This is a genomic window from Celerinatantimonas sediminis (assembly GCF_046054195.1).
GTDB lineage: Bacteria > Pseudomonadota > Gammaproteobacteria > Enterobacterales > Celerinatantimonadaceae > Celerinatantimonas.
Window position 1 is genome coordinate 379,170 of sequence record NZ_JBEQCS010000001.1, and the last position, 15,848, is coordinate 395,017.

Consider the following 15,848-nt stretch of genomic DNA (forward strand, 5'->3'; position numbering starts at 1 on the left):
CGGTAATGTTGCAACCAAAACGTACTAAGTTCCGTAAGGTTCATAAAGGCCGTAACCGTGGTCTTGCTAAAGGTACTCAAGTAAGCTTCGGTGACTTTGGTCTTAAAGCGACCGGTCGTGGCCGTCTAACTGCTCGTCAAATCGAAGCAGCTCGTCGTGCAATGACTCGTCACATTAAACGTCAGGGTAAAATCTGGATCCGTATTTTCCCAGACAAACCTATTACTGAAAAACCTCTCGAAGTTCGTATGGGTAAAGGTAAAGGTAACGTGGAATATTGGGTCGCTCAGATCCAGCCAGGTAAAGTACTGTACGAAATGGATGGTGTTCCAGAATCACTGGCACGCGAAGCATTTGCTCTAGCAGCTGCTAAACTGCCTATTAGTACTACTTTCGTAACTCGGACGGTGATGTGATGAAAGCTAGCGAACTTAAAGACAAAAGTGTTGAAGAGCTGAATGCAGAGCTGTTAAGCCTATTGCGTGAGCAATTCAACCTGCGCATGCAAGCAAGCACGGGTCAGTTGGCTCAAACACATTTGCTGAAAAATGTGCGCCGTAACATCGCACGTGTAAAAACCATTCTGAATCAGAAGGCAGGTGCGTAAATGAGCGAAACTATCCGTACATTACAAGGTAAAGTGATCAGTGACAAAATGGACAAATCTATTGTTGTCCTGATCGAACGTCGTGTAAAACACCCTGTTTATGGGAAATTCATGACTCGTACTACTAAATTGCACGTACATGACGAAAACAATGCCGCTGCTGAAGGCGATGTTGTGACTGTCAAAGAGTGCCGCCCAATTTCTAAGACTAAGTCTTGGACTTTGGTTGATGTGGTCGAAAAAGCCTAAAATATTAAAGGGCTCCTTTAGGGGCCCTTTATATCCTTCCAATAAAAATTCGAACTATCCTCTTCGCCCTTACATTGACACAATTAATCCATAAGCATTAGTGGTCAGAGCCTTTGTTTTAAGGTAATGTTTCAAGCTCTGCCAAGGAAGCGACTTATGTTTGAAGAACAACAACTACGGTCCTATCTCACTTTTGATCGCTCAAGCTGGTCAAGATTACGTAATTCTGTGCCATTAACTCTAACCGAAGGCGAGTTACAAGGACTGCGTGGTATTAATGAAGCGATCTCTTTAGAAGAAGTCCGTGATATTTATTTGCCGTTGTCGCGATTGGTAAACCTTTACGTAAAATCGCGTCAGGATCGTCGCAAAGTGACCGGCGAATTTCTTGGTCATAGTCATAAAATCCCATTTTTTATCGGTATTGCTGGCAGCGTTGCGGTCGGTAAAAGTACCACTGCACGTATTTTACAAGCGCTGTTAGATAGATGGAGTGAACATCCCAAAGTTGCTTTGGTAACAACCGATGGCTTTTTATACCCGAATGCTGAGTTAAAAAAGCGTAACATTATGCATCGCAAAGGGTTTCCAGAGAGCTATGATGTGCGCACATTGATTAGATTTATGGCGGATATTAAAGCTGGACAACGTCAGGTGAAAGCGCCAGTGTATTCGCATGTCACTTACGATATTATGCCTAATCAGCATCGCGTCATCGATCAGCCGGACATTCTCATTCTCGAAGGGCTCAACGTCTTGCAGGCCAATCCAACTGATGATGCAGGGGTGCGGCGTTTTGTCTCAGATTATCTCGATTTTTCTATCTATGTTGATGCTGAGATCTCTCAGCTTGAACAGTGGTATATTCAACGTTTCTTAGATTTTCGTAAAGGTGCGTTTAGCGATCCTGACAGCTACTTTAACCATTATGCTGATCTGGATGATGACGAAGCGGTTCGGGTAGCCCGCGAAATCTGGCGCACTATCAATTTAGTGAATCTTGAAGATAATATTCTGCATACCCGAAACAAGGCAGATTTGATCCTGCATAAAGGCGCCAGCCATCGCATGGAGCAAGTTTTGCTGCGCCATTAATGATAAGGCCTGTTTATTCAGGCCAGTCTTAACGAAGGTACATATTTATGAACGATGCCCGAGCTTATCACACCTTCGCTGTGTCCTCGAAGGTTGGCCAGGTTCTGGTGATTCGTAATCTCGATGATCTTAAATCTCTCCATGCTCTAAGCCTCGCTGGTAAGCCATGGTTATGCTGTGGTGAAGGCTCGAATTTATTGTTCGTCAAAGACTATGACGGAACCCTCGTGGTGAATCGGCTTCGCTCTCGAAGGCTGATTGAACTTGATGATGCGTGGGTGGTTGAAGCTGCAGCAGGGGAAAACTGGCATGAGCTGGTTCGCTGGCTTGTTTCACGCAATGTCGGTGGTTTAGAAAATCTGGCATTAATTCCTGGTTCGGTTGGCGCAGCTCCGGTGCAAAACATCGGTGCGTATGGCGCTGAGTTTAGTGACTTTTGCCAGTGGGTTGAAATTTGGGATAGTCGCACGCAACAATTCTCAAGATTAAGCCATGCGCAGTGTCAGTTTGGGTATCGTTCAAGTATTTTCAAAACGCCACAAATGCAAGGGTGCATTGTGACTCGGGTGGGCATTTCACTTAGCAAACATTGGCAACCTAATTTAAGTTATGGATCTTTGCAATCACTTGATTCTGATTCGGTTAGCATTTCGCAAGTGTTTGATATGATATGTCAGACTCGAACTGACAAACTTCCTGATCCGAAAAAAATTGGTAATGCAGGAAGCTTTTTTAAAAACCCAATTGTCGATAGTTTTTGGGTCGAGCGTTTTCAGCCGCATTATAAACAGATCCCGATTTATCCGTTACCTGACGGAACCTTTAAAGTTGCAGCCGGATGGTTGATAGACCAATGCGCTCTGAAAGGGTTTGAAATGGATGGGGCCGGGGTGCATGTTAAACAAGCTCTGGTGCTAACTAATGCATCAGGTAATGCCAGCGGAGCGGCGATTGCTCGTCTAGCTAGTTACGTTCAGGATAAGGTTTATCAGAAGTTTGCGATTAAGCTTGAACCTGAAGTTTTATTTATCGGTACAGAAGGATTTGTAAACCCACAAGAGGTATTGTCCAACTATGCAAAGTCATGACAAAGCATTTGTGTTGTTGCATCGCTTAAGTGATGGTCATTTTCATTCAGGCCAAGTATTAGCGGATGCTTTGGGAGTTTCTCGCACCTCGATCGCCAGTTATATTCACCAATTACAAGCCATGGGTGTGGATATCTATTCTGTCAAAGGCCGTGGTTATTGTCTGGCTCATCCTATCTCACTGCTCGATGAAACGCTGTTACAGGGCAAAATAGATGCGCCTGTTCATGTCTTCTCTGAAATCGATTCGACTAACAGTTGGATGATGCAGCGCTTAGAACAGCTCGTTCATGGTGAATTAATCAGTTGCGATTATCAAAGTGCTGGGCGCGGGCGACGAGGTCGTGGTTTTGCTTCAGCGGTTGCTGGACAACTGCCTTTTTCGCTGCATTGGACCTTTGAAGGCGGCTTTGAAAGCATGCAAGGGCTTAGTTTGGTGGTGGGCGTTGCCGTAGCTGAAGCGCTTAAAACATTAGGTTTTGAACAAATTGGCCTGAAATGGCCCAATGACATCTATGCTGGATATACCAAGTTGGCAGGCATTTTGATTGAAATGAATGGCCAACCTCAGCAGTTGCTGCACATTGTCGCTGGCATCGGGTTGAATGTTCGCCTTGGCGAGGTGAGTGCCTCCATTGATCAACCTGTCACCGACTTGAGCCAACTTTCCGAGCAGTTTATTGACCGTAACACATTGCTGTTAACTTGCTATCAGCATTTGATGCAGGCTTATGAACAGTTTTGCCAATCTGGACTTGCTCCTTTTATTGAGCGCTGGAATCAATTGGATATTTTCCATGGCGAAAGTGTGAAATTAATCTTTTCTGATGGTCATGTGGTCAATGGCAAGGTCAATGGTATTGACTCGCAAGGTAAGTTGCTTTTAAATCAGCAAGGTAATTTGCGCTCTTTCAACGCAGGTGAGGTCTCTTTGCGACCACAATAATGCGGTTTTTGAATGAAAAGTATGCATTTAATCGCTAAAGTCGATTTTTTTTCAATTTAGCGGTTGCAATTGAAAATCGGATTACCTAGAATGCGCAGCACTTAACGACGCCGACTTAGCTCAGTAGGTAGAGCAACTGACTTGTAATCAGTAGGTCGCCAGTTCGATTCCGGCAGTCGGCACCATCGTTAGGTTAAAAATATGGAGGGGTTCCCGAGCGGCCAAAGGGAGCAGACTGTAAATCTGCCGCGAAAGCTTCGATGGTTCGAATCCGTCCCCCTCCACCATTTTTCTCGGTTTGAGGTGGTCTGAAAAGAGACTAAAAGCGGGCATCGTATAATGGCTATTACCTCAGCCTTCCAAGCTGATGATGCGGGTTCGATTCCCGCTGCCCGCTCCAGCGCTGATATAGCTCAGTTGGTAGAGCGCACCCTTGGTAAGGGTGAGGTCGGCAGTTCAAATCTGCCTATCAGCACCAGTTCTTTTTGTCCTGCCTGAGACCGATTATTTACGTATTTAATCAACAACCTTTGGTGCTAGAACACCAGTTGACTCCTTGTATGAGGGACGATCATGTCTAAAGAAAAATTTGAACGTTCGAAACCGCACGTTAACGTTGGCACCATCGGTCACGTTGACCACGGTAAAACTACACTGACTGCCGCGATTACAACCGTTTTGGCGAAAACCTATGGTGGTGCAGCGAAAGACTTCGCTTCAATCGACAACGCCCCTGAAGAACGTGAACGTGGTATTACCATTAACACTTCTCACGTTGAATATGACACTCCTAACCGCCACTATGCGCACGTTGACTGCCCTGGACACGCCGACTATGTGAAAAACATGATCACTGGTGCTGCTCAGATGGATGGTGCGATTCTGGTTGTTGCTGCAACTGACGGTCCTATGCCTCAGACTCGTGAACACATCCTGTTATCTCGTCAGGTTGGTGTTCCATACATCATCGTATTCATGAACAAATGTGACATGGTTGATGATGAAGAGCTGCTCGAACTGGTTGAAATGGAAGTTCGTGAATTGCTGACTGAATATGACTTCCCAGGTGATGACCTGCCTGTAATTCAGGGTAGTGCTCTGGGTGCGCTGCAAGGCGAAGCTCAGTGGGAAGAAAAAATCGTCGAATTGGCAACTGCTTTGGATGAAAACATCCCAGAACCAATCCGTGATATCGACCACCCATTCCTGCTGCCTATTGAAGATGTATTCTCAATCTCAGGCCGTGGTACTGTGGTAACTGGTCGTGTTGAACGTGGTATCCTGACTGTTGGTGACGATGTCGAAATCGTTGGTATTAAAGATACTACTAAAACGACTTGTACCGGTGTTGAAATGTTCCGCAAAATGCTGGACGAAGGCCGTGCTGGTGAAAACGTTGGTGCGCTGCTGCGTGGTACTAAACGTGACGAAGTTGAACGTGGACAGGTCCTGGCTAAACCAGGAACTATCACTCCTCACACTCAATTCGAAGCTGAAGTATACGTACTGAGCAAAGAAGAAGGTGGTCGTCATACGCCATTCTTCAAAGGTTACCGTCCACAGTTCTACTTCCGTACAACTGACGTAACGGGTGCCGTTGAACTGCCAGAAGGCGTTGAAATGGTTATGCCTGGCGACAACGTTAAATTCGTTGTTGAACTGATCTGCCCAATCGCAATGGACGAAGGTCTGCGTTTTGCGATTCGTGAAGGTGGTCGTACAGTAGGTGCTGGCGTGGTTTCTAAAATCATCGCTTAATCACAACAAATTGTGAAGCATTGATAAAAAGGTCGCTTATGCGGCCTTTTTTGCATTTACTGCAGTGAAGCTTATCTTCTTGTCTTATCATCTCAATTTTTTCCCTATTATTTTTCCCGCCCTTAATTGCATGCTCATAGCTATCGTTAGCGTAAAAGAACTAATTATTATTAATTAGTTAATTTGTAGATAAAATACTTTATAATCCACTTCAATGGCATTTAGTGGACAAAGTTGTCTAAATTTTCATTCTAATTAAATGATTTATTGCCATTTTTGAGATATTCAGCCGATATTTATAACAAGGATTTTATATGTTAAAAGCTTTTGGATGGCGCTATTGGGTGTCACTTATCTTTGGTTTCGCCACGTTTACAGCTCAAGCATCGATTTATCCATATAAAGTGAGTGATGGACAAATCGTTTATCAACGTTATGCCAATAAACCTAAATTGGCGGTCAAAGGCGCCACTCTGCAGGATTTTAAAGTTGTTTTTAAAAATAACTTTATGGCGATCGCAACATCTCAAGGTCATTTTTATTGCAATGACAGAGCGCTAGATGAGCATTTTTCGCCTTCCACAGCACGAATTCTAGATGGCTTTCTATTAACGAATGTTGGTGCGTTTGCGTCTTGCCAGCCAACCGTTGCGATTGATCACGAAACATTTAGTAAATTGAATTTTCCGTTTTATAAAAATGCCAATCAGATTTTGTTATCCAGTGGTAAGGTTTTAGCGGGTGCTGATGCAAATTCTTTTCATAGTGCACGTAGCCAAGGCTATGATGCGCATCATTACTTTTTTGTCGCCGGAAATAAGCCGCTAATTGTTAACTATCAACAAAGTGTGCATCTTTATAATAAGTGTTTGGGGTGGGCTAAAGTAGATAGCCAACTTTATTTTAAAGGCCATGCTCAATCGAGTGTCGATGCTTCTTCATTTAAATGTTTGTCGCGTTATGTTGTCGCAGATAAAGATCATCTAATAATCGATGGCGCTGCTAAATTGACCTTTAAAGTTCAGCTCGACACAAATACGCTGCATGTGCTGAAAGGTAATTTTATCAGTGATGGCAAAACCGCGTGGTTTGCATCCGTTGCGCCATTTGAGTTTAAAGGTTTAGATGTGAGCCAGGCGAAGGTAAATGGTATGACTATTAGTGATGGTAAGCAGAGCTGGAAATGCCAAAACTTTCAACAGAATGATCAACCAATGTGTGAAAAGGTAAAACTTTAGGTAATTGGTTCTATTATAAAAAGCTGCCCTTGTCGGTGGCTTTTTGATTTTAGGATGAGCCTAATTTAGGAGTCAGTCTCATGCAACTTATGCCTTTGCAAATGACAGCCGGATGGCAGGTCGTTTGGAATCATTTTTATAATGTGGATGTAGGAAACCGCCTTGATGATGAAGGTCTCCTGAAATATCCTTTTGTAGAAGATATCTTGCTATTGCGAAATCCGGCGCTGTGTAAATCGATTGATTTAGGCTGGGGGGAAGAAGGTAATCCGAACAGTCAGTATTGTTTGAGATATCTTAGTTGGCACATTCCTTCTTATCGTGAAATGCCCAAGAAAACGATTGAACGTCGCTCTGCTGAAGGCAAACTGATTTATGAGCTTGTTCAAGTTGCCGATGAAAATTGGGAAAACCCACTGGATGAGTGTTATTTGAGCGATAGATTTGCGGTGGCGGATAAGATTAACTCATGGCTAGTTGACTCATCATTAGGGTGAGTAGCCATCATATGCGGAGTTTGTATGTTCAAAGCCTTTCATCATGTTGCGATTATTTGTAGTGATTATCAGCGTTCAAAATATTTTTATCACCAACTATTAGGGCTTGAAATTATTCACGAACATTATCGCCATGAAAGAGACTCATACAAGTTGGATTTAGCGTTGCCAGGCGGCGGGCAGATTGAGCTCTTTTCATTTCCTAATCCTCCGGCACGGGTCAGCCACCCTGAAGCATCGGGCTTGCGCCATTTAGCTTTTTCGGTTCACTCTCTAGAGCCTGTGATTGCTCATTTAGAGGCAAACAACATTGCAGTTGAGGCAGTACGAATAGACCCTATCACCAATCAGCGCTTTACTTTTTTTAAAGATCCCGACGACTTACCGCTTGAGCTTTATGAGGCGTAGTTAAAAAGGTTCTGATTTTACACAAGTTGACCGATATCTGCTTTTTCACCCTGCCAGAGCAATAGATTTCTGGTATCATATAGCATAAGTAGAGTTGTACTCGACAAAGGGTTACAATTTTTGCGAAAGCCCCTATAATATGGGGCTTTCTTTACAGGGGTGTAGTTCGAATTGGTAGAACGGCGGTCTCCAAAACCGATGGTTGGGGGTTCGAGTCCCTCCGCCCCTGCCAGAAGTGCGCGTGCGCCGCTAATCGATACATCTCGATTCGGTCGATACAGTCAATAAGGCGCTAGTGGCGCTGTTTAAAGTGTGGGATAACAGGTAGTTTATGTCAACGAATACAGAGAACCAAAGCGGGTCGATGGATGGCTTAAAATGGGGATTGGTCGTAATTCTTCTCGCCGCATCCGTGGTCGGTAACTATTATTACTCAAAAGAAGTTTCTGTTCTGTTTCGGGTTATCGGTGTAGTGATTGCTGTTGGCCTGGCATTCGGTGTTGCGATGCTGACAACAAAAGGAAAGGCTGCATGGACTTTCGCTAAAGAAGCGCGCACAGAAGTTCGTAAAGTGGTCTGGCCGACCCGTCAAGAAGCAATGCAGACAACTTTGATGGTTATTGCGGTGTCTGCAGTTGTGGCACTGGTCTTGTGGGGGCTGGACGGATTATTAGTTCGTGCAGTGAGCTTTATAACAGGGGTAAGTATTTAAATGAGTGAAGAACTGAAAAAACGCTGGTATGTCGTGCAGGCATTTTCCGGTTACGAATCCCGTGTTGCTAAATCCCTGCGTGAACATATAAAAATTCACAACAAAGAAGATTTATTTGGCGAAGTTCTGGTTCCGACTGAAGAAGTCGTTGAAATGCGAGCTGGTCAAAAACGTAAAAGCGAGCGCAAATTCTTCCCAGGTTACGTGCTCGTACAGATGCATATGAACGATGAAAGCTGGCATCTGGTGCGAAATGTTCCTCGGGTGATGGGCTTTATTGGTGGTACACCAGAGCGTCCTGCGCCAATTAGCGACCGAGAAGCTGCTAAGATTTTAGATCGCCTTAATGAATCGGCTGATAAGCCACGGCCAAAAACATTGTTCGAACCTGGCGAAGTGGTTCGAGTTATCGATGGCCCATTTGCCGACTTTAATGGCACTATTGAAGAAGTCGATTATGAGAAAAACCGTGTTAAAGTATCGGTTCTGATCTTCGGTCGCGCGACTCCGGTTGAGCTGGAATTTGGTCAAGTCGAAAAAGGCTGATCGAATTTTCACCGAAATGGTTGAGATAGGGCAGAGGATATTTTATAATCCGCTGCCCTTTTGTTATATCGGGAAGCTAAAGTCAACTCTTGACCTAGGCGTTTGAACCCAATTTAGAGGTAATTATGGCTAAGAAAGTCGAAGCTTATATCAAGCTACAGGTTGCAGCTGGTGCTGCTAACCCTAGTCCACCAGTTGGTCCTGCTCTGGGTCAACATGGTGTGAACATCATGGAATTTTGTAAAGCGTTTAACGCTCGTACTGATAACCTTGAAAAAGGTGCTCCAGTACCTGTTGTTATCACAGTATACAGTGACCGTTCTTTCACTTTTGAAACAAAAACGCCACCTGCATCATTCCTGCTTAAAAAAGCAGCAGGGATCAAATCAGGTTCTGGTGTTCCTAACAAAGAGAAAGTTGGTACCGTTACTCGTGCGCAACTAGAAGAGATCGCTAAAGTTAAAGAAGCCGATATGACTGGCGCTGACTTAGATGCGATGGTTCGTTCAATTGAAGGTTCAGCCCGTGCAATGGGCCTGGTAGTAGAGGGCTAAGACGATGGCAAAACTTTCTAAACGTATGCGTACTATCCGCGAAAAAGTGGATGCAACCAAAGATTACTCAATCAATGAAGCAATTGCTCTGTTAAAAGAACTGGCAACTGCAAAATTCGTTGAAAGTGTTGATGCTTCTGTTAACTTAGGCATTGATGCACGTAAATCTGATCAAAACGTCCGTGGTGCAACAGTTTTACCACACGGTACTGGTCGTAGCGTTCGCGTTGCCGTTTTCACTCAAGGTGCAAACGCTGATGCCGCTAAAGAAGCTGGTGCTGATATCGTTGGTATGGATGATTTGGCTGCTAAAGTAAAAGCTGGCGAAATGGACTTTGACGTTGTTATCGCATCTCCTGATGCAATGCGCGTTGTGGGTCAATTAGGTCAGATCTTAGGTCCACGTGGCCTGATGCCAAACCCTAAAGTTGGTACTGTAACTCCTAACGTTGCTGAAGCTGTTAATAACGCTAAAGCTGGTCAGGTTCGTTACCGTAACGACAAAAATGGTATTATCCATACTACCATCGGTAAAGCTGATTTTGACGATGCCAAAATCAAAGCGAACTTAGAAGCGCTGCTGAGTGCTTTGCGTAAAGCAAAACCAGCACAATCTAAAGGTCAATACATCAAAAAAGTAAGCCTGTCGACCACTATGGGGGCAGGTGTTTCTATTGATGTCACTTCTTTAGAACAGTTAGCCTAATTAATTCTAGGTTTACAGGACTGCGCAATTGATATACAATTGCGCGCCTTATCTTATGGGTCTGGGTTAGTTTTAACCCACGTCCAAGACCGCAGGAGATGTTTTGCATCTTAAATAACCTGCGCAGACGGTGAAAGAACCCTGAATAGTTTTATGACTTATTCTGGATCTGTAGCCGTACAGAGCCCTGATTAATCCGATCAGGGGATCATTAGTACTAGGTTTTTGCCTAGTTTGGAATCCAGGAGTAAAGCCAATGGCATTAAGACTCGAAGACAAAAAGCAAATTGTCGCTGACGTCAACGAAGCTGCCAAAGGTGCCCTTTCTGCTGTTATAGCCGACTCTCGCGGTGTAACTGTAGACGCCATGACTGAATTACGAGCTAAAGCTCGTGCAGAAGGCGTTTACATGCGTGTTGTTCGCAACACATTAGCACGTCGCGCTGTAGAAGGAACTGACTTTGAATGTCTGGTTGATACCTTTAAAGGTCCAACCCTGATTGCATTCTCTAACGAACATCCAGGAGCTGCGGCTCGTCTGTTCGCTGACTTTGCAAAAGCACAAGACAACTTCGAAGTTAAAGCTGCAGCATTTGAAGGTGCATTAGCAGACGTAAACGTTCTGGCGAAACTGCCAACTTACGACGAAGCTATCGCGAAGTTGATGGCTACTATGAAAGAAGCTGCAGCAGGCAAATTGGTTCGTACCATTGCTGCAATTCGCGATCAGAAAGAGCAAGTGGCAGCTTAATTTGCATTTTGCTGCTTAACTGTTTAAATTTTTATATAAGATTTAGGATTTTGAGTCATGTCTATCACTAAAGACCAAATCATCGAAGCTGTTGCTGAAATGTCAGTAATGGACGTAGTTGAATTAATTGAAGCAATGGAAGAAAAATTCGGCGTAACTGCAGCTGCTGCTGTTGTTGCCGGTGGTGCAGGCGAAGCTGCTGCAGCTGAAGAACAAACTGAATTCGACGTTATCCTGAAAGCGGCTGGCGCGAACAAAGTTGCAGCTATTAAAGCTGTTCGTGGCGCAACAGGTCTTGGCCTTAAAGAAGCGAAAGCTTTGGTTGAAGCTGCACCTACTCCAGTTAAAGAAGCCGTTTCTAAAGAAGAAGCTGAACAGCTTAAAGCTCAGCTTGAAGAAGCTGGTGCTGAAGTTGAAGTTAAGTAATCTGCTATACTGTAGATTACAGCCTGAATAAGGCATTGGCTGGTGATTTTTTAATCACCGGCCTTTTTGCGCTGTAGGATGCCGGTAATTTCACGTCATTTCAATCGGTTATCTTGCGCCTTAAGTATGCATTCTCTGCATACTTCAAATTAGGAAATGACGTAAGTTAGAACTGTCCCGTCAAAGGACAGAGTGGGTCACTTATCAGCGAGCTGAGGAACCATATGGTTTACTCTTATACAGAGAAAAAACGCATTCGTAAGGACTTCGGGAAACGTCCTCAAGTAGTGGATACGCCTTACCTGCTATCTATCCAGCTTGACTCTTTCGAGAAATTTATCGAAGTCGATCCTGAAGGCGAGTATGGCCTGGAAGCAGCGTTTCGTAGTGTTTTCCCAATAGCTAGTTATTCTGGCTATTCAGAGTTGCAGTATGTGAGTTACCGTTTAGGTGAACCGGTATTTGATGTTAAAGAATGTCAAATCCGAGGAGTTACCTATTCTGCTCCATTGCGGGTGAAACTACGGCTGGTGCTGTATGATAAAGATGCACCAGCGGGCACTGTCAAGGATATCAAAGAGCAAGAAGTGTACATGGGAGAGATTCCTCTCATGACCGAAAACGGTACATTCGTGATTAATGGTACCGAGCGGGTTATCGTGTCACAGTTGCATCGTAGTCCTGGGGTCTTCTTTGATCATGACCGTGGTAAAACGCATTCCTCAGGGAAAGTTCTGTATAACGCACGAGTAATCCCTTACCGTGGTTCTTGGTTGGACTTTGAGTTCGATCCTAAAGATAACCTATTTGTGCGTATTGACCGTCGTCGTAAATTGCCTGCAACTATTATTTTGCGTGCAATGGATATGAGCAGCGAAGAAATCCTGAACTATTTCTTCGATACGACTCATTTTGAAATCCGTGACGGCAAAGTCTGGATGGAACTTGTTCCTTCACGTTTACGTGGCGATGTTGCGTCTTTCGATATTCTTCTCGAAGGCGACACATTGGTAGAAAAAGGTCGTCGAATTACTGCCCGTCATATTCGTAAGCTGGAAAAAGCAAACGTCAGTGAGCTTGAAGTTCCGCTGGAATATTTAGCAGGCAAAGTACTTGCTCATGACTATGTTGATGAATCAACTGGTGAAGTAGTTGCAAGTGCCAATACTGAATTAACATTAGAGCTGGTTGCGGGTTTATCGCAAGCTGGCTTTACTAAACTAACCACCATTTATACCAATGATTTGGATAATGGTGCGTTTATTTCTGACACCCTGCGCAGCGATTCATCAACTAACCGCCTTGAAGCATTAGTTGAAATTTATCGTATGATGCGCCCAGGTGAGCCACCAACACGCGAAGCTGCAGAATCGTTGTTCGAAAACTTATTCTTCAGTACCGATCGTTACGATCTTTCGACTGTTGGCCGGATGAAATTCAACAGCCGTGTTGGCCGTGAAGACGGTAATGAAGCAGGTATTTTGGATAAAACCGATATCCTGTCTGTTATGAAAACACTGATCGACATTCGTAACGGTCATGGTGAAGTCGATGATATCGACCACCTTGGTAACCGTCGTATTCGTAGTGTCGGTGAGATGGCTGAAAACCAGTTCCGCGTTGGCTTGGTTCGCGTAGAGCGCGCCGTTCGTGAACGCTTGAGCCTTGGCGATCTTGATTCGCTGATGCCACAGGATCTGATTAACGCTAAACCAATTTCGGCAGCGGTTAAAGAATTCTTCGGTTCATCTCAGCTGTCACAGTTTATGGACCAGAACAACCCGCTATCAGAAGTGACGCATAAACGTCGTATTTCTGCATTAGGTCCGGGTGGTCTGACTCGTGAACGTGCCGGGTTTGAAGTGCGAGACGTACACCCAACCCACTATGGTCGGTTGTGCCCAATTGAAACGCCTGAAGGACCAAACATTGGTTTGATTAACTCATTGGCGGTTTATGCTCGTACTAATGATTATGGTTTCTTAGAAACACCTTATCGCCGAGTTAATGATGGTGTCATCTCTGATGATGTTGAGTTCTTGTCAGCAATTGATGAAGGTAAATATGTCATTGCTCAGGCAAACGCACCATTTGATGCAGACGGTCGTTTGACTGACGAACTGGTTCCTTGTCGTCACCGTGGTGAATCCACATATATGACGCCGGATCAGGTTCAGTTCATGGACGTATCACCTCAGCAGATTATTTCTGTTGCGGCATCGCTGATTCCGTTCCTTGAACACGATGATGCAAACCGAGCCTTGATGGGTTCGAACATGCAACGTCAGGCGGTTCCGACTATTCGTGCGGATAAACCACTGGTTGGTACTGGGATTGAACGTGCGGTTGCCGTTGACTCTGGTGTAACTGTGGTGGCTAAACGTGGCGGCTTTGTTAACTATGCCGATGCTTCACGTATCGTGATTAAAGTTAACGAAGACGAGCTGCGTCCAGGCGAAGCGGGTATTGATATCTACACATTGACTAAATATACCCGGTCAAACCAGAACACTTGTATTAACCAGCGCCCTGTTGTTAAAACAGGCGAGCCAGTTATGAAAGGTGATGTATTAGCGGATGGCCCATCAACTGACTTAGGTGAGTTGTCGTTAGGTCAGAACATGCGCGTCGCGTTCATGCCTTGGAATGGTTATAACTATGAAGACTCCATCTTACTTAATGAAGATGTAGTTAAAGAAGATCGTTTCACCACGATTCATATTCAAGAGCTTTCTTGTATTGCTCGTGACACCAAGTTGGGGCCAGAAGAAATTTCTGCGGATATCCCGAATGTTGGTGAATCTGCTTTAAGCAAACTGGATGAATCCGGGATTGTGTATGTCGGCGCAGAAGTGAAACCGGGCGATATTTTAGTTGGTAAAGTTACACCTAAAGGTGAGACCCAGCTGACTCCGGAAGAAAAACTGTTGCGAGCGATTTTCGGTGAAAAAGCATCTGATGTGAAAGATACATCACTGCGTGTACCGAACTCAACTTACGGAACCGTGATTGATATCCAGGTCTTCACTCGTGATGGCGTTGAAAAAGATAAACGTGCAATCGATATTCAGGATGCACAGCTGCGCGAAGCGAAGAAAGACTTGACAGAAGAGTTTAAAATCTTTGAAGAAGGGATTTTAGCTCGTGCTAAATCAGTGTTGTTAGGTGCTGGCAAATCTGAAGCCGATTTAGGTCGCATGAAACCAGCTGACTGGTTTGAAATCGCCCTTATCGATGAAGATGCCCAGACTCATCTGGAACAGATTGCTCAGCAGTACGATGAGCTCAAAGCTGATTTTGAGAAAAAACTCGATATTAAACGTCGCAAAATTACCCAAGGTGATGATTTAGCACCAGGTGTGCTGAAAATCGTTAAAGTTTATCTGGCCGTGAAACGTCGGATTCAGCCTGGGGATAAAATGGCGGGTCGTCACGGTAACAAAGGTGTGGTTTCAATTATCGTACCTCGTGAAGATATGCCTTATGACGAAACTGGTCGTCCGGTTGACATCGTGTTGAACCCACTTGGGGTACCATCACGTATGAACATTGGTCAGATTCTCGAAACCCACTTGGGTATGGCGGCGAAAGGCGTCGGTGAGAAAATTGATGCAATGCTTAAAGATCAACGTGGCATTGAACTGGCGAAAATCCGTGAGTTCATCCAGAAAGTATACGACTTAGGTCATACTCGTCAGCAGGTTAACTTGGATGAATACAGCGATGAAGAGCTACTGACTCTGGCGCAGAACCTGCGTAAAGGTGTGCCAATGGCAACCCCTGCGTTTGATGGTGCCCATGAACCAGAGATTAAAGAACTGCTTCGTTTAGCTGATATTCCAGATTCTGGTCAGATCCAATTGTACGATGGTCGTACTGGTATGCCATTTGAACGCCAGACCACTGTTGGCTACATGTACATGCTGAAATTGAACCACTTGGTGGATGATAAAATGCATGCACGTTCAACAGGTTCATACAGTCTGGTTACTCAGCAGCCTCTGGGTGGTAAAGCTCAGTTCGGTGGTCAGCGCTTCGGTGAGATGGAAGTGTGGGCTCTGGAAGCATACGGTGCAGCTTATACGTTGCAGGAAATGCTGACTGTTAAATCAGATGACGTGAACGGTCGTACGAAGATGTATAAGAATATCGTTGATGGTAACCATAAAATGGAACCAGGTATTCCAGAATCATTTAACGTATTGCTCAAAGAGATCCGTTCGCTCGGTATCAACATCGAGCTGGATCAAGAATAGCCGTCGTTTAA

At 44.5% G+C, this 15,848-nt stretch carries 17 protein-coding genes and 5 tRNA genes; all 22 read left to right on the plus strand.

The window, feature by feature from the left end; genetic code table 11:
• The first annotated feature begins 5 nt into the window (after window positions 1-5).
• Window positions 6-416 carry a 50S ribosomal protein L16 gene (rplP, locus tag ABTQ23_RS01775; protein ID WP_408613902.1) on the plus strand — a complete coding sequence of 137 codons (411 nt, stop codon included), beginning with the start codon at window positions 6-8 and terminating at the stop codon, window positions 414-416.
• Window positions 416-607: a 50S ribosomal protein L29 gene (gene rpmC, locus ABTQ23_RS01780; protein ID WP_408613904.1), complete on the plus strand. Its 192-nt coding sequence runs from the start codon at window positions 416-418 to the stop codon at window positions 605-607. Before rplP ends, rpmC begins: the two co-directional genes overlap by 1 nt.
• Window positions 608-856 (plus strand): 30S ribosomal protein S17, encoded by a 249-nt coding sequence (gene rpsQ, locus ABTQ23_RS01785; RefSeq protein ID WP_408613905.1) that lies wholly within the window; start codon window positions 608-610, stop codon window positions 854-856.
• A gap of 156 nt (window positions 857-1,012) precedes the next feature.
• Window positions 1,013-1,951: a type I pantothenate kinase gene (gene coaA / locus ABTQ23_RS01790; RefSeq protein WP_408613906.1), complete on the plus strand. Its 939-nt coding sequence runs from the start codon at window positions 1,013-1,015 to the stop codon at window positions 1,949-1,951.
• Between the two features lie 47 nt (window positions 1,952-1,998).
• Window positions 1,999-3,039, plus strand: coding sequence for a UDP-N-acetylmuramate dehydrogenase (murB, locus tag ABTQ23_RS01795; protein ID WP_408613907.1), 1,041 nt, complete (start codon window positions 1,999-2,001; stop codon window positions 3,037-3,039).
• On the plus strand, window positions 3,026-3,985 hold the full coding sequence (gene birA, locus ABTQ23_RS01800) for a bifunctional biotin--[acetyl-CoA-carboxylase] ligase/biotin operon repressor BirA (RefSeq protein ID WP_408613908.1): 960 nt from the start codon (window positions 3,026-3,028) through the stop codon (window positions 3,983-3,985). The genes murB and birA overlap by 14 nt, the downstream gene beginning before the upstream one ends.
• 109 nt (window positions 3,986-4,094) lie before the next feature.
• Window positions 4,095-4,170, plus strand: a tRNA-Thr gene (locus ABTQ23_RS01805).
• Between the two features lie 18 nt (window positions 4,171-4,188).
• Window positions 4,189-4,272 (plus strand) — tRNA-Tyr (locus ABTQ23_RS01810).
• Window positions 4,273-4,310: 38 nt separating this feature from the next.
• A tRNA-Gly gene (locus tag ABTQ23_RS01815) sits at window positions 4,311-4,385 on the plus strand.
• Window positions 4,386-4,387: 2 nt separating this feature from the next.
• Window positions 4,388-4,463: transfer RNA gene (locus tag ABTQ23_RS01820), tRNA-Thr, on the plus strand.
• A gap of 95 nt (window positions 4,464-4,558) precedes the next feature.
• Window positions 4,559-5,743, plus strand: a complete 1,185-nt coding sequence (gene tuf, locus ABTQ23_RS01825) for an elongation factor Tu (RefSeq protein ID WP_408613909.1) — start codon at window positions 4,559-4,561, stop codon at window positions 5,741-5,743.
• Window positions 5,744-6,057: 314 nt separating this feature from the next.
• Window positions 6,058-6,981 carry a hypothetical protein gene (locus tag ABTQ23_RS01830; RefSeq protein ID WP_408613910.1) on the plus strand — a complete coding sequence of 308 codons (924 nt, stop codon included), beginning with the start codon at window positions 6,058-6,060 and terminating at the stop codon, window positions 6,979-6,981.
• A gap of 80 nt (window positions 6,982-7,061) precedes the next feature.
• Window positions 7,062-7,478, plus strand: coding sequence for a hypothetical protein (locus ABTQ23_RS01835; protein ID WP_408613911.1), 417 nt, complete (start codon window positions 7,062-7,064; stop codon window positions 7,476-7,478).
• Window positions 7,479-7,502: 24 nt separating this feature from the next.
• Window positions 7,503-7,886: an SMU1112c/YaeR family gloxylase I-like metalloprotein gene (gloA2, locus tag ABTQ23_RS01840; RefSeq protein WP_408613912.1), complete on the plus strand. Its 384-nt coding sequence runs from the start codon at window positions 7,503-7,505 to the stop codon at window positions 7,884-7,886.
• A 155-nt stretch (window positions 7,887-8,041) separates the two neighbouring features.
• Window positions 8,042-8,118, plus strand: a tRNA-Trp gene (locus ABTQ23_RS01845).
• Between the two features lie 99 nt (window positions 8,119-8,217).
• Complete coding sequence (gene secE, locus ABTQ23_RS01850) at window positions 8,218-8,598, plus strand: preprotein translocase subunit SecE (protein WP_408613913.1); 381 nt, start codon at window positions 8,218-8,220, stop codon at window positions 8,596-8,598.
• Window positions 8,599-9,144 (plus strand): transcription termination/antitermination protein NusG, encoded by a 546-nt coding sequence (gene nusG / locus ABTQ23_RS01855; RefSeq protein WP_408613914.1) that lies wholly within the window; start codon window positions 8,599-8,601, stop codon window positions 9,142-9,144.
• Between the two features lie 125 nt (window positions 9,145-9,269).
• On the plus strand, window positions 9,270-9,698 hold the full coding sequence (gene rplK, locus ABTQ23_RS01860; RefSeq protein WP_408613915.1) for a 50S ribosomal protein L11: 429 nt from the start codon (window positions 9,270-9,272) through the stop codon (window positions 9,696-9,698).
• 4 nt (window positions 9,699-9,702) lie between these two features.
• On the plus strand, window positions 9,703-10,404 hold the full coding sequence (rplA, locus tag ABTQ23_RS01865) for a 50S ribosomal protein L1 (protein ID WP_408613916.1): 702 nt from the start codon (window positions 9,703-9,705) through the stop codon (window positions 10,402-10,404).
• Window positions 10,405-10,660: 256 nt separating this feature from the next.
• Entirely contained in the window at window positions 10,661-11,155 is a 495-nt protein-coding gene (gene rplJ / locus ABTQ23_RS01870; protein WP_408613917.1) for a 50S ribosomal protein L10, read from the plus strand.
• Window positions 11,156-11,212: 57 nt separating this feature from the next.
• Window positions 11,213-11,581 (plus strand): 50S ribosomal protein L7/L12, encoded by a 369-nt coding sequence (gene rplL / locus ABTQ23_RS01875; RefSeq protein ID WP_408613918.1) that lies wholly within the window; start codon window positions 11,213-11,215, stop codon window positions 11,579-11,581.
• A 224-nt stretch (window positions 11,582-11,805) separates the two neighbouring features.
• Window positions 11,806-15,837 carry a DNA-directed RNA polymerase subunit beta gene (gene rpoB / locus ABTQ23_RS01880; RefSeq protein ID WP_408613919.1) on the plus strand — a complete coding sequence of 1,344 codons (4,032 nt, stop codon included), beginning with the start codon at window positions 11,806-11,808 and terminating at the stop codon, window positions 15,835-15,837.
• The last annotated feature ends 11 nt before the right edge of the window (window positions 15,838-15,848 follow it).